Raw genomic sequence first — 12,943 nt, 5'->3', positions numbered from 1 at the left:
AAAGTCAGGGTTGACTGTTCCCTCATTCCATGAGCACACCGTTCGCTTCACCGGCTGCCCAGGCCGCATCTGCCTCGCTCCCCGTTTTCCCCCGCCCGCCTGCCGCCGATTTCGATGCGCCGGGCGCCTGCATGCCGCTGCCGCAGTTCGGCGTGATCGACGTGGCCGGCGACGACGCCGCGACGTTCCTGCACAGCCAGCTCACCAACGACATCGAGCATCTCGATGCCGGCAGCGCGCGGCTGTCCGGGTACTGCTCGCCGAAGGGCCGCCTGCTCGCGTCGTTCCTCACGTGGCGCGCCGGCCACGACGTGCGCCTGCTCGTGTCGAAGGACGTGCGCCTGCTCGTGTCGAAGGACGTGCAGCCGGCCGTGCAGAAACGGCTGTCGATGTTCGTGCTGCGCGCGAAGGCGAAGCTGACCGACGCGAGCGACACGCTCGCGGTGGCCGGCTTCGCGGGCGACGTGCGCGACGCGCTGTCGGGCATCTTCGATGCGCTGCCCGACGGCGTGCACGTGAAGGTCGACGGCCCGGCCGGCGCGCTGATCCGCGTGCCCGATGCGGCCGGCCGCAAGCGCTATCTGTGGATCGGCCCGCGCGCCGAGGTCGACGCGCGCCTCGCGGCGCTCGCCGGCACGCTGCCCGTCGTGTCGCCCGCCGTGTGGGACTGGCTCGACGTTCGCGCGGGCGAGCCGCGCATCACGCAGCCGGCCGTCGAACAGTTCGTGCCGCAAATGGTCAACTTCGACGTGATCGGTGCCGTTAACTTCAGGAAAGGGTGCTACCCGGGCCAGGAAGTGGTGGCGCGCAGCCAGTACCGCGGCACGATCAAGCGCCGCACCGCGCTCGCGCACGTCGCCGGCGAGACCGATACCGTGCATGCCGGCGTCGAGCTGTTCCACAGCGACGACCCGGGCCAGCCGTGCGGGATGATCGTCAACGCGGCGGCCGCACCGGCGGGCGGCGTCGACGCGCTCGTCGAGATCAAGCTCGCCGCGCTCGACAGCGGCACGGTGCACCTCGGTTCGGCCGACGGCCCGGCGCTCGCGTTCGACGCGCTGCCGTACGCGTGGCCGACCGAAGCGTGATGCACTGACAACCCGTTCGCGCGCCGGCTCGCGAGTCGCAGCCGGCGCGCGACGTTTCCTGCGAGAGATTCGCCCGATGTGTCTGATTGCCTTCGACTGGCAGCCCGATGCCGCCGCCGGTCCCGTCTTTACCCTCGTCGCCAATCGCGACGAGTTCTTTCGCCGGACCAGCGCGCCGCTCTCGTGGTGGGAGGACGTGCCGGGCGTGCTGGCCGGCCGCGATCTCGAAGCGGGCGGCACGTGGCTCGGCGTCTCGCGCGACGGCCGCTTCGCCGCGCTGACCAACTACCGCGCGCCGTTCGACATCCGCGCGGGCGCGCCGACCCGCGGCAAGCTGGTCTCCGACTTTCTCGGCAGCGCGTCCGTCGCGCCGCTCGACTATCTCGCGCAGCTTGCCGAGCATGCGGCCGTGTACAACGGCTTCAACCTGCTCGTCGGCGACTGGCGCCGACGCGAGCTCGCGTGGTTCTGCAACCGCGCGCCCGAAGGCGAAAGCCGTGTCGCCGCGCCCGTCGCGATCGCGCCGGGCGTGCATGCGCTGTCGAATGCGCGGCTCGATACGCCCTGGCCGAAAGTGGTGCGCAAGCGCGCGGAGCTCGGCACGCTGCTCACCGACAACCCGACGCCGTCGCTCGACGAACTGATCGCGCTGATGCGCGACCCGCACGTCGCGGACGACGACGCGCTGCCGCACACCGGCATTCCGATCGAGCGCGAGCGCGCGCTGTCGGCCGCGTTCATCGAGACGCCCGAATACGGCACGCGCGGCACGACCGCGCTGCGCGTCACGATGAAGGAAGGCGTACGGCTGACGGTCGAGGTCAAGGAACGCAGCGACGACGACGGCTCGCACCGCACCGTCCGCCCCGGCGCGTTCGAACGCGCGGTTACGTTCGATATCGACGCGGCGCGGCCGCGCTGAGCGCACACGTGGCGCGCTACGGCGCGCGCGCCATCTCGACGTGCGGCACGCCGGCTTCGACGAACGGCTCGCCGACCGCCGCGAAGCCGTGCCGCAGATAGAACGACACCGCCGAATCCTGCGCGTACAGCCGCACGACGGCTTCGCCGCGGCGGCGCGCGGCGTCCAGCAGCGCATTCAGGACGGCCGACCCGACACCCTGCCCGCGCATGTCGGCCAGTACCGCGACACGGCCGATCGTGCCGGACGGCAGCAGCCGCCCCGTCGCGACCGCACGGCGCAGCCCGGTCGCCGCGTCGGTCCGGTACGCGACCGCATGCAGCGACAGCGGATCGTCGTCGTCGAGTTCCCATTCCGGCGGAATCTGCTGCTCGCGCACGAACACCGCGTCGCGGATCCGCGCGGCGTCGCCGCCCAGCACCGTCCAGTCGCCCGTTTCCACCCCGCCCACGCCGTTCGTCATCGCCATCCTCCCGCGGCGCGCGCGCCTTCCGCGCTCGCCGTCAAACCTCGTCGAATGCCGCCTTCAGCGCCGCGACCGCATCGGCATGCGCGGCCCGCACCTCCGGCACGTAGCCGCCCATCTTGAAGAATTCGTGGATCATCCCCGGATAGCAGACCAGCGTGACCGCGTTGCCGGCCGCGCGCAACTTGTCCGCGTACGCGGCGCCCTCGTCGCTCAGCGGATCGTATTCGGCCGTCGCGATCCACGCCGGCGCGACGCCCGCGAACGACGGCGCATCGCGCGTGCCGTCGAGCGGCGCGAAACGCCAGTCGTCGCGATCCGCCCGATCGCGCACGTATTGCGTGAAGAACCACTGGATCGTGTCCTGCGTCAGCAGGTGGCCGCTGGCGAGCCGCGCGTGCGATTCGGTGTCCTGGTCACGCGTCACACCCGGATAGATCAGCAGCTGCAGCGCAAGACGAATGCCCGCGTCGCGCGCGAGCACCGCGCAGACCGTCGCGAGCGTCCCGCCCGCGCTGTCGCCGCCGACCGCCAGCCGCGCGGCGTCGACGCCGAACGCGGCGGCCTCGCGATGCAGCCATTGCAGCGCGTCGTCCGCGTCGTTCACCGCGGTCGGAAATTTGTGTTCGGGCGCGAGCCGGTAGCCGACCGACAGCACCGCGCATTGCGCATCGTGCGCGAACATCCGGCACAGCGCATCGTGCGTGTCGACGCTACCGACCGTGAAGCCGCCGCCGTGGTAGTACACGAGCGCGGGCAGCGGCTCCGCCAAGCTCGGCGCGACCGGCAGATACAGCCGCGCACCGATCGTGCGGCCGTCGCGCGTCGGCACCACGCATTCCTCCACCGAATGCATCGGCGCCGGCGCGACGTCGAGGATCGGCGCGCTCTTCTCGTACGCGGCGCGCGCCTGCTGCGGCGTCTGATGGTGATACGACGGACGTTTCGCGCGCTCGATCATGTCGAGCACCTGGGCGATCTTCGGATTCAGCGGCATCGGAGTGGACGGCGCGGCGTGGCGCCGTGAACGGACAAGCGTGACATGATGCCACGCGGAGGCTGGACGGGCGCGGCGAGCCGCGCCGTGTGCCGGCATTCCATGCTGCCAGACGAAACGGCCCTGCCGCATCGAAGAGACAGGGCCGCGCGTGGCGGATGCTTACGCGTCGCTCGGGCCGGGATGGGCGTCCGGCGCGGTGCGCGAGCGTTGCCGCTTGATGTCGCGGCCGACCGCGAGCCGCCGCATGTACTTGAACGTACCGAGCGCCTTCGCGACGAAATTGCCGTCGCTGTCGCGCACTTCGCCTTCGCAGTAGGCCATCGTCGTCGAGCGGTGCATCACGCGCCCGTAAGCGCGCAGCTCGCCGCGGCCCGGCTGCATGAAGTTCACCTTCATCTCGACCGTGACGACGCCGATGCCATCGTCGGTCAGGCTGCGCGCCGCCATCGCGAGCGCGATATCGGCGAGCGTCATCGTCACGCCGCCGTGCGCGATGCTCCACGTGTTCATGTGGCGCTCTTCGAGCGGCAGCACGATCTCGCTCGCACCGTCCTTCGCGGACACGAGCTGCACGCCGAGCAGATCGACGAACGGGCTTTCGATCGACGGGCCTTCCGTCGGGGTTGCCGCGTCGCTCATCGTGCGACGTCGACGATGTAGTCGACGCACTCGCGCGATTCGGCCACCGCGACGACGAATTTCTTCACTTCCTGGTGAACCGGATGCACCTGGTACGCGTCGAGCGCCGCCTTGTCGGTGAAATCGGAGACGAGCACGATGTCGGCGGTCGCGTCGAGGCCGGGCGTCGCGAGGCCGACGTCGATCTGGAGGGTGCCGGGCACGAGGTCGCGGCAGCCTTCGAGTTTTTCCTTCAGCTTCAGCGCGTTCTGTGCGCGCGTGGCGCCTTCCGCAGATTCTTTCAACTTCCACATGACGATATGTCTGATCACTTCGGTTGCTCCTGTTCGTGTTGGTTCGGCGATTGGCCGGGAACCCCTGGCAGTCGGGCACATTACGCCCGTCAGCCGCTCGCTGTCGTTCGCTCGAGATCTCGTCCGGTCGAAAATAGCGGGTAATGAAGCGGGCATCATTTGAAATCTTCACGGAAGATACCTGCTTTCTCACCGTATCACTCACCGACGTCAAGCTCCGACAAGCGAAGGCAGGCGACAAGCCTATCAAACTTACCGACGGCAATGGACTGTATCTGTCGGTGAAGCCGTCCGGCCCCTGGCTCTGGCGTTACAACTACAGAATCGCCGGCGGACCGAGCGGCACTTCGCGCCGATGAAGCGACAACTTCCGTTCGGCGACCCATGTCGCAACCGTTTCAAGCCTCCGATGCCGACGTCACCAGCATGTCGATCAAGTTGCGGGACGCGGCCGACAGGCGGCGATGCGGCGCATAGATGATCGAAAACGGCCGTGTACGCCCCCGCAGATGGGGCAGGACTTCGACGAGATTCCCGGCCCGGATCCGATCCTGAACGATGAAGTCATAAGTCTGGCAGATACCGGCACCACTCTGCGCCATCGAAACGACCCCGAGCACGTCGTCGGACACCGCGACGTTCGAAGCCGGCAGCCAATCGATGTCCTGGTCGCCGTCACGAAACACCCATGGCGCGATACGGCCGCTGCTGGGCAGCATGAACGGCAAACAAAGATGGTGTGTCAGGTCGGCCACGTTTCCGGGCATACCGGCATGCGCGACGTACTCGGGCGACGCGACCAGGCACAGCGCCGCATCCTCGAGCTTGCGCGCGACCAGACCGCTGTCCGGCAATTCGCCCAGACGGATCGCCAGGTCGAAGCCCTCGGCCACGAGATCCACATTCCGGTTCGCAATGTTCAACTCCACGCGAACTTGAGGATGTTCCCGCGTGAACCGCCGAAGCAGCGGCGGCAGACGATAGTGCCCGTACGTCGTGGGTACGCTCAGCCGGACATGGCCGGTCAAGGCACCGCCGTGCCCTTGAATGGCCCGCTCGGCGTCGTCGATCAGCAGGAATGCCGCGCGCGATTGCTCGAGATAGAGCCGGCCGTGCTCCGTCAGGCTCAACCGCCGCGTGGAACGACGCAGCAACTGCGTGCCCAGCCGGGCCTCCAGACGCGTGATGGCTCGGCTCAACACGGAAGGCGTGCTGCCCAATGCGACCGCGCCGGCAGTCATCGAGCCTCGTTCGACCACCGTCACGAATGCTTCCACGTCACCGAGGTGGTCGAATTTTCGCGCCATCTTGTCCTCCAAAGAACAAAAGATTTACTTTCGCGTCAGTTTATCTCCGCTAACGAGCCAAATAAAGTGCGTGCGTCGCGACTGCAGAGTCGAATCACCCACCGAAATCCAGGAGCACAGCATGAATGGCGAACATCGTGACCGGCAGGATCTGTCGGTTCTATTCGTACTCACGAGCCACGGGGAGAAAGGCTCGACCGGCGAGCCGACCGGTTTCTATCTCGGCGAAGTGACGCATCCGCTCGCCGAACTCGACGCGGCGGGCATTCCGGTCGAATTTGCATCGATTCAGGGCGGTGAACCGCCAGTCGACGGACTCGATCTCGACGATGAAATCAATGCGCGCTATTGGAGCGATACCGCTTTCCGCGACGCACTGCGTCATACGCAGCGGCTGGGCGATGTCGATGCGTCGAAATATGCGGCGGTCTTCTTTGCCGGCGGACATGGCGCGATGTGGGATTTTCCCGGCAATGCCGACGTGGAAAAGGTGACGCGCACGGTCCATGAAGCGGGTGGCGTGGTCGGGGCCGTCTGTCACGGTCCGGCCGCCCTGGTCGACGTGAAGCTTGACGACGGTACCTATCTCGTCGCTGGCAAGAATCTGAGCGCATTCACGGACGAAGAAGAACGGGCGGTCCAACTCGATCGCGTCGTCCCCATCCTGCTTGCGACCACCTTGAAGCAACGCGGCGCACTTCACCATCCCGCGCCGAACTGGACCGCGAAGGTCGTCGTCGACGGACGGCTCGTGACTGGCCAGAACCCGCAGTCGGCTTCCGGCGTGGGCGCCGCGATGCGCCATCTGTTGCTCACCCGTTCACGACAAGCGTGAAATTTCCCGATGGAGAAAGTCATGTATTCCATGCGCAAGCTCGCCGTTGCCGCAATGCTCGGCATTGCCGCGTCCGGCGCTCACGCTGCCAACGTGCTCGTGGTGTTGTCGGATTCCGATCACCTCGACCTGAAGGATGACAAGGTCTTCGAAACGGGCTTCTACCTGAACGAGCTGATGCAGCCCGTGAAGGCGCTGCTCGATGCTGGCCATCAGGTGACCTTCGCCACGCCGGAAGGCAAGGCGCCGACGCTCGACGTCACGTCGGCCGACAAGATGTACTTCAACGGCGACGACAACGCGATGCGCGACTACCGGGCCTTGCTCGACCGGCTGCAAATCGCGTCGCGCGCGCATTCCCCGGTGATCAGCCTGTCGCGGGTCGAGCAAATCGGTTACGCGCACTTCGACGCCGTCTATGTTCCGGGCGGCCATGCGCCGATGCAGGACCTGTCGACCAGTGCCGCCGTGGGCAGATTGCTGGCCGACTTTCACGCGCGCGGCAAAACCACGGCGCTCGTTTGCCACGGCCCGATTGCACTGCTGTCCACTCTGCCCGACGCCCCGGGCTTTGCACGAAAGCTCGCTACCGGGAACGCGAGCGACGGCGACATGAAATGGATCTACGCCGGTTACCGGATGACGGTGATCGGCAACGCGGAAGAAGAGCAAGCCAAAGGACTGCTCGGCGGCGGCGCGATGAAGTTCTATCCGCAGACCGCATTGCAACGCGCGGGTGCGATTTATAGCAGTAACAAGGTGCCGTTTACCGCACATATGGTGACCGACCGTGAATTGATCACCGGACAGAATCCGGCGTCGGCTATCGACGTCGCCGGCGAAATGCTGAAGCGGCTCAAGTAATGCCGTGCAGTAGACCGGCAGCGCCGGTTCCTCGATGAGTAAAGGAGAAGCAAACCATGGATCTGCAACTTGAAGGGAAAACTGCAATCGTCACCGGCGCCACTGCCGGCATCGGCATGGCGATCGCACGAACGTTGGCGGCCGAAGGCGTGGCGGTGACGATCACCGGACGGCAACGCGACAAGCTCGACGCAGCCGTCGCCGAGCTTTCCGCTGCCGCGCCGCGCGGCAGCGTCCGCGGAATCGTCGCCGACGTGAGCGGCGATCGGGGCGTCACGGAACTGATCGATGCGCAGCCCGACACGGATATTCTCGTGAACAATCTCGGCTACTACGAAGCGAAGCCGTTCGCGGAAATCACCGATGACGACTGGCTGCGCATGATCGACGTCAACGTGATGTCGGGCGTAAGACTGTCACGTCATTACTTTCCTCGCATGCTTGCAAAGAACTGGGGGCGTGTGATCTTCATGTCCAGCGAAGTCGGCGCATTCACGCCGCCGGACATGGTGCACTACGGCGTCAGCAAATCGGCTCAACTCGCGGTCTCGCGCGGAATGGCCGAACTGACGAAGGGGACGGGCGTGACCGTCAACAGCGTACTGCCATCGGCCACGCGCTCCGAAGGCATCGTCGCCTATCTTCGGCAGACCGCGCCCCGACCCGATATGACCGATGCGGAAATCGAAGCGCACTTCTTCGACACGTACCGTCCGAGCTCGCTGATTGCCCGCATGATCGAGGCCGACGAGATTGCCGCGATGGTGGCGTTGCTTGCCAGCCCTTTGGGCGCGGCATCCAATGGCGCGGCGGTGCGCGTCGAGGGCGGCACCTATCGGTCGATCCTCTGAACCGGCGTCGCGATAGAGAGGCCCAAGGCTTCGTCGCCGTCGTTCAAGCGAAGCGGGATTCCGGGGTGGGACTGGCGCAAATCCAGCGAGAGCCGCGCAATGCAACCATCTCCATCACTCCGCCGGCTGCAGCGCGGCAACCTTGTTCCGCCCGGTCGCCTTCGCGTAATACAGTGCCTCATCCGCCGCCTTGATCACGGCATCCGGCTGCCCTTGCTGATCCGGCATCCAGCACGCCAGGCCGATGCTCGCCGTCACACGCCCGTATTCGCTGCCGGCGTGCTCGAGGGCCAACGCATCGATTGCCGCGCGGATCCGCTCGGCAATCTGCGCCGCTCCGGTCTGTGGCGTGTCAGGGAGCAGCACGACGAACTCCTCTCCGCCATAACGCGCCGCCGTATCGGCCGGCCGGCGAATATTCTCGCCGATGCACCGCGCGACCGCCGCCAACGCATCGTCCCCGGCCTGATGACCGTACGTGTCGTTGTAAGCCTTGAACCGATCCACATCCACGAACAGCAGCGAGAAAACGGAATGCGCACGTCGCGCGCGACGCCACTCCTGGTCCAGCACCTCGCCAAAGCTGCGGCGATTGCTCAGGCCGGTGAGACCGTCCGTCCGGGCGAGCAGCACGAGTTCCGATTCCGCCCGCATACGGCGCCGTAGCTGCGAACCGAGCAGAAAGGACAGCGCGATAAACGCCGCCCCGAACGTCGCGACCAATCCGCCGATCTTGATCGCACGTTGCCGCCATGCGGCGTAAATGTCCTGCTCGGCCTCTGCCACCATGATGATCAGCGGCAGTTTCGGCAAATGCTTGAAGTAGTACAGGCGGCGCACGCCGTCGATCGATGACGTTTCGGAGAAGGCGCCCTCTCGCGCGGTCTGAAACCGCCGGAACGTCGCGGCTTTGCTGATGTCGCGGCCGATGGTATGCACATCGTACGGCTGACGCATCACCATCTTGCCGTCTTCGCCGATGAGCGAAATCGAGCCATGCTTGCCAAGCGAAAGCCCGGCGAAGAGCTGATGGAAATAATCGAGATTGACCGCGATAACGACGATGCCGCCAAACGATCCATCGGGGTTCGAAATCCGCCGCGTGAGCGCGATACTGAGCTTTCCCCCACGCAAACGGGAGACGAACGGGTCACTGATATAGAGTCCGACGTTCGGATTGTCGCGGTGGACCGTGAAGTATCGGCGATCGGAGAAATTACCCTTGCGCGGCTCGTCATAGCCCGAATCCAGAACGATATTGCCGCCTGCATCCATCACGAGCATCGAACCGAGAAATTCCGCGGTCATCGCGTGATCGAACAGCACCGACCGGCGCAGGCCCGGCGAAGCATCCATCACATCGCGGCGCTGCAACCCATGGATGACCGCCTGCAAAGACAGGTCGTACAACTCGATATTGCGTTCGATGTCGCGTTCGGCGATCAGTCCAAGGTTGCGGGACGTTTCCCTTGCCCGCTCCATCGCATCGTCACGACTCTGCAAGAGTTGCAGCACGCATAGCGCCACGAGCGCGCATGCGATCACGGAAGCAATCGCCACGATGATGTAAGGGGCAGTCTTACGGGGATGCATGGGTCTCCTCACCGCGAATGCGCGCCCCTCGCGTCGAGCGCAGATTGCTCATACTAAATCAGTTGGGCCGATATTCGCGCCCGGCGCGAACGGAAAGGCTCAGCCGCGGGCGATTATAAATATCCAGCGCGAAAAATTGCCCGCTCGTAGCGGGCTTCTGCCTCCGATATACACGTTCGGCGCGCGTCATCGGCCGCGAACGAGCCGCTCGAGCTTCGCGCCGTCTTCGTCGAACTGCTTCAGCCGGCGAAGCGCCGATGGCGACGTCGCGTCGTCGTGCGGGCATACGCAGGAACGCGGATTGCCAGGCGGCCTTCGCGCGCGTTTGCCGCGCACGTCGGCCTGTCACGACACCGACCGACACAATCCGGCGATTCGTTTCCTGTCCGGCATCAATCGCCGGCGCGACAGCGTATTGCCGACCGGTTTTCAACCGATATCCGGAATGCATTAATCCGATCCCGTTGAATCGCACATTTTACCGGCGCGACGGGTAATAATTGCGACCGGTTTTCAATTCAATATTGGAAAACAAAAACATTATTGACTTCGACTTTCCCGCAAATTTAGAATCGCCTACGACGGCCTACGTATCGTTTTCCTCGCCGCTCCGGATTCGCCACTCACCTGCGCGAAGGCCCTTCGCATCGGCCTTCCCGCCGGGCATCGACGTGCGCCCCTGTCGTTTTCAGCTGTCGGCATTTATCGACCACCCGGTTGTTTTTCAACCCATTTTCCTTTCGAAGAAACGCAATACCTCCATTCATTCCGGTCATTCGCCAAGAATGAATGCAAGGCAGCACCAAACGGACCCAAGATCCGCCAATTAGATATCCAGATAAAAAATCGCCAGTCATCAGGAGGGACATCAACATGCATCGCCTTGCGAAGTCGCTGTGTCTCGGGCTCGTCTGCGCCGGCCTGCTGTCGGCCTGCAATGACGACGACGTCCAGTCGACCACCCCGCCGTCGAACACCGCCGCGTTGTCGTTCCGCATGGATACCGGCGGCCAGATCAACGCGTTCTACCGGCAGGACAAGGTCGCCGCGCACCTGCTGGTACGCTCGTCGACGAAGCCGCGCCTGCTCGTGGTCTTCCCCGCCGGCAACAGCGGCACCGGGCTGTGGTTCGACGACACCGCGCAGCCGGTGAACTGGAGCCTCGACACGCCGCCGTCCGCGCTGTCGGCCCCGGACGCACACGGCCGCCCGCTGTACGGCATCGGCGCCGACGTGTCGGTCGACACCGCTACGCTGACGATCCGCCAGGGCGTGCTCAGCAACGTGCGCTTCCTGCGCGACTTCAACGGCGGCGCGACGATTCCGCAGCAGATCCTCACCGCGCCGACGGTCCAGGGCGGTACCGCGCAATGGCAACGCGACCGGCTCGACGGCGCGCCCGGCTATGCGCTGCGCATCACGCTGCGCGACGGCGGCAGCATCGCGCCGGCAGCGGGCGGCAAGCTCGTGCTGAACGCGCCGGCGGGCTCGCGCACGCTGAAGCTGCACATCGATGCGCTGTCGGGCGAGACGCCGCTGTCGCCGATCACGCACGCGGACCTGTTCGCTCCGTCCGTGAATCCCGACCCGGTCAGCCAGAACGTGCTCGAATTCCTGAGCTTCAACGACAAGCTGCTGGCCGGTTCGTGGCAGTACGACACGTACTTCGGCCGCGACACGCTGATTTCGGTCCGCATGCTGATGCCCGTGCTCGAACCCGCGGCGATCGAGGCCGGCCTGTCGTCGGTGCTGAGCCGCCTGTCGGCGGACGGCAAGGTCGCGCACGAGGAAGGCATCGGCGAATTCGCGCTGATCGACAACCAGAAGAACGGGCGGCCGAACGACGCGACACCGACCTACGACTACAAGATGATCGACAGCGACTACCTGCTCGCGCCGATCGCGGCCGCGTGGCTGATCGACGATACGCGCGGCCAGGCGCGTGCGGCCGCGTATCTGGCGCAGCGCGGCAGCGACGGGCAAACCAACGGCAGCCGCCTCGTCGTCAATCTGCTGCACGTCGCGACGACCGCGCAGCCGTTCGCGCAGCAGCCGTCGGTCGCGAACCTGATTCACCTGCGGCCCGGCGAAATCGTCGGCAACTGGCGCGACAGTACCGACGGCCTCGGCGGCGGCGTGTACCCGTACGACGTGAACGCAGTGCTCGTACCGGCCGCGCTGCGCGCGGCGAACGCGTTCCTCGCCCGCGGCCTGCTCGATCCGTACCTCGACGCCGGGCAACGCGCGACGCTCGCCAACACGGCGAACGAAGCGGCCACGTGGGAAACGCAGGCGCCGCCGCTGTTCCAGGTCAGCGTGCCGGCCGCGCAGGCGGCCACCGACGTGTCGGCCTATGCGCCGTCCGCCGGGGTGCCGGCCGGCGCCGCGCCCAATGCGCCGCTGGCCTTCTACGCGCTATCGCTCGACCAGCAGGGCAACCCGATCCCGGTGATGAATTCGGACGGCGGCTTCGCACTGCTGTTCGGCACGCCGCCGGACGATCAGCTCCAGCGGATCGTGACCGACGTCACGCGGCCGTTCCCGACCGGCCTCGTGACCGATGCCGGGATGCTGATCGCGAACCCCGCGTATGCGAACCCGTCGCTGTGGCCGAAGTTCACGAGTTCCGCGTATCACGGCACGGTGATCTGGTCGTGGCAGCAGGCGATGTGGGTGGCCGGGCTCGATCGCCAGCTGGCGCGCCAGGACCTGTCGGCCGCGACCCGCACGCTGCTCACGCAGGCGCGGCAGACGATCTGGCAGGTGATCTCGAACGGACGCGACATGCGCACGTCGGAAATGTGGACGTGGTCCTACGTGAACGGCAAGTACCAGACCGACGCATTCGGCACGCGCAGCGCCGATGCGACCGAAGCCAACGCGGCGCAGCTCTGGAGTACGACGTATCTCGCGATCCGCGATCCGCAGCAGCGCGCGGGCAAGTACTGGTGGCAAGCGTCGCAGCCGATGCAGGACGGGCAGGCGAAGCAGGCGACGGCGGTGGCGTCGCGCTAGCGCGCGGCCGGCACCGGCCTGCAAAAGCCCCGGCGGCGCGCCCGCCGCCGGGGTGTCGGTGCCATGCGGA

13 protein-coding genes are annotated in these 12,943 nt (G+C 66.0%); 7 read left to right on the top strand and 6 right to left on the bottom strand.

Annotation, left to right across the window (positions count from 1 at the left end):
- The first annotated feature begins 29 nt into the window (after positions 1-29).
- Positions 30-1,088 (top strand): folate-binding protein YgfZ, encoded by a 1,059-nt coding sequence (locus J8I35_RS21445; protein ID WP_209926852.1) that lies wholly within the window; start codon positions 30-32, stop codon positions 1,086-1,088.
- Between the two features lie 76 nt (positions 1,089-1,164).
- Entirely contained in the window at positions 1,165-2,010 is an 846-nt protein-coding gene (locus J8I35_RS21440; protein ID WP_209926851.1) for an NRDE family protein, read from the top strand.
- 16 nt (positions 2,011-2,026) lie between these two features.
- On the opposite strand, the gene J8I35_RS21435 is transcribed toward J8I35_RS21440, so the two are convergent.
- From J8I35_RS21435 to J8I35_RS21420, 4 genes are all read right to left on the bottom strand, one after another.
- Positions 2,027-2,473, bottom strand: a complete 447-nt coding sequence (locus J8I35_RS21435; RefSeq protein WP_124554591.1) for a GNAT family N-acetyltransferase — start codon at positions 2,471-2,473, stop codon at positions 2,027-2,029.
- Between the two features lie 40 nt (positions 2,474-2,513).
- Positions 2,514-3,473: an alpha/beta hydrolase gene (locus J8I35_RS21430; protein ID WP_209926850.1), complete on the bottom strand. Its 960-nt coding sequence runs from the start codon at positions 3,471-3,473 to the stop codon at positions 2,514-2,516.
- 162 nt (positions 3,474-3,635) lie between these two features.
- On the bottom strand, positions 3,636-4,115 hold the full coding sequence (locus tag J8I35_RS21425; RefSeq protein WP_126361949.1) for a PaaI family thioesterase: 480 nt from the start codon (positions 4,113-4,115) through the stop codon (positions 3,636-3,638).
- Positions 4,112-4,426 carry a Dabb family protein gene (locus tag J8I35_RS21420; protein ID WP_012328683.1) on the bottom strand — a complete coding sequence of 105 codons (315 nt, stop codon included), beginning with the start codon at positions 4,424-4,426 and terminating at the stop codon, positions 4,112-4,114. The genes J8I35_RS21425 and J8I35_RS21420 overlap by 4 nt, the downstream gene beginning before the upstream one ends.
- Positions 4,427-4,551: 125 nt before the next feature.
- On the opposite strand from J8I35_RS21420, the gene J8I35_RS34985 reads away from it, so the two are divergent.
- A complete protein-coding gene (locus tag J8I35_RS34985; protein WP_348522276.1) occupies positions 4,552-4,767 on the top strand; it encodes an Arm DNA-binding domain-containing protein in 216 nt (71 codons plus the stop codon).
- Positions 4,768-4,806: 39 nt separating this feature from the next.
- On the opposite strand, the gene J8I35_RS21415 is transcribed toward J8I35_RS34985, so the two are convergent.
- Positions 4,807-5,715, bottom strand: a complete 909-nt coding sequence (locus J8I35_RS21415; RefSeq protein ID WP_209926849.1) for a LysR family transcriptional regulator — start codon at positions 5,713-5,715, stop codon at positions 4,807-4,809.
- Positions 5,716-5,836: 121 nt separating this feature from the next.
- On the opposite strand from J8I35_RS21415, the gene J8I35_RS21410 reads away from it, so the two are divergent.
- Genes J8I35_RS21410 through J8I35_RS21400 form a run of 3 tightly spaced genes read left to right on the top strand, consistent with a single transcriptional unit; the run spans position 5,837 to position 8,265 of the window.
- A complete protein-coding gene (locus J8I35_RS21410) occupies positions 5,837-6,550 on the top strand; it encodes a type 1 glutamine amidotransferase domain-containing protein (protein ID WP_209926848.1) in 714 nt (237 codons plus the stop codon).
- 21 nt (positions 6,551-6,571) lie between these two features.
- Positions 6,572-7,414, top strand: a complete 843-nt coding sequence (locus J8I35_RS21405; RefSeq protein ID WP_209926846.1) for a type 1 glutamine amidotransferase domain-containing protein — start codon at positions 6,572-6,574, stop codon at positions 7,412-7,414.
- Positions 7,415-7,470: 56 nt separating this feature from the next.
- Positions 7,471-8,265: an SDR family oxidoreductase gene (locus tag J8I35_RS21400; RefSeq protein ID WP_209926844.1), complete on the top strand. Its 795-nt coding sequence runs from the start codon at positions 7,471-7,473 to the stop codon at positions 8,263-8,265.
- Positions 8,266-8,379: 114 nt separating this feature from the next.
- On the opposite strand, the gene J8I35_RS21395 is transcribed toward J8I35_RS21400, so the two are convergent.
- A complete protein-coding gene (locus J8I35_RS21395; protein WP_209926843.1) occupies positions 8,380-9,858 on the bottom strand; it encodes a sensor domain-containing diguanylate cyclase in 1,479 nt (492 codons plus the stop codon).
- Between the two features lie 873 nt (positions 9,859-10,731).
- On the opposite strand from J8I35_RS21395, the gene J8I35_RS21390 reads away from it, so the two are divergent.
- A complete protein-coding gene (locus J8I35_RS21390) occupies positions 10,732-12,873 on the top strand; it encodes a hypothetical protein (RefSeq protein WP_209926840.1) in 2,142 nt (713 codons plus the stop codon).
- The last annotated feature ends 70 nt before the right edge of the window (positions 12,874-12,943 follow it).

Source organism: Burkholderia sp. CpTa8-5 (assembly GCF_017815045.1).
GTDB classification, from domain to species: domain Bacteria; phylum Pseudomonadota; class Gammaproteobacteria; order Burkholderiales; family Burkholderiaceae; genus Burkholderia; species Burkholderia sola.
This window is presented reverse-complemented; position numbering and strand designations above follow the sequence as displayed.

Bases quoted from the DNA above. Each gene is read 5' to 3' on its own strand.
- J8I35_RS21425 (WP_126361949.1), bottom strand. From the start codon at position 4,115: ATGAGCGACGCGGCAACCCCGACGGAAGGCCCGTCGATCGAAAGCCCG.
- J8I35_RS21430 (WP_209926850.1), bottom strand. From the start codon at position 3,473: ATGCCGCTGAATCCGAAGATCGCCCAGGTGCTCGACATGATCGAGCGC.
- J8I35_RS21400 (WP_209926844.1), top strand. From the start codon at position 7,471: ATGGATCTGCAACTTGAAGGGAAAACTGCAATCGTCACCGGCGCCACT.
- J8I35_RS21415 (WP_209926849.1), bottom strand. From the start codon at position 5,715: ATGGCGCGAAAATTCGACCACCTCGGTGACGTGGAAGCATTCGTGACG.
- J8I35_RS21395 (WP_209926843.1), bottom strand. From the start codon at position 9,858: ATGCATCCCCGTAAGACTGCCCCTTACATCATCGTGGCGATTGCTTCC.
- J8I35_RS21440 (WP_209926851.1), top strand. From the start codon at position 1,165: ATGTGTCTGATTGCCTTCGACTGGCAGCCCGATGCCGCCGCCGGTCCC.
- J8I35_RS21405 (WP_209926846.1), top strand. From the start codon at position 6,572: ATGTATTCCATGCGCAAGCTCGCCGTTGCCGCAATGCTCGGCATTGCC.
- J8I35_RS21435 (WP_124554591.1), bottom strand. From the start codon at position 2,473: ATGACGAACGGCGTGGGCGGGGTGGAAACGGGCGACTGGACGGTGCTG.
- J8I35_RS21445 (WP_209926852.1), top strand. From the start codon at position 30: ATGAGCACACCGTTCGCTTCACCGGCTGCCCAGGCCGCATCTGCCTCG.
- J8I35_RS34985 (WP_348522276.1), top strand. From the start codon at position 4,552: ATGAAGCGGGCATCATTTGAAATCTTCACGGAAGATACCTGCTTTCTC.
- J8I35_RS21390 (WP_209926840.1), top strand. From the start codon at position 10,732: ATGCATCGCCTTGCGAAGTCGCTGTGTCTCGGGCTCGTCTGCGCCGGC.
- J8I35_RS21410 (WP_209926848.1), top strand. From the start codon at position 5,837: ATGAATGGCGAACATCGTGACCGGCAGGATCTGTCGGTTCTATTCGTA.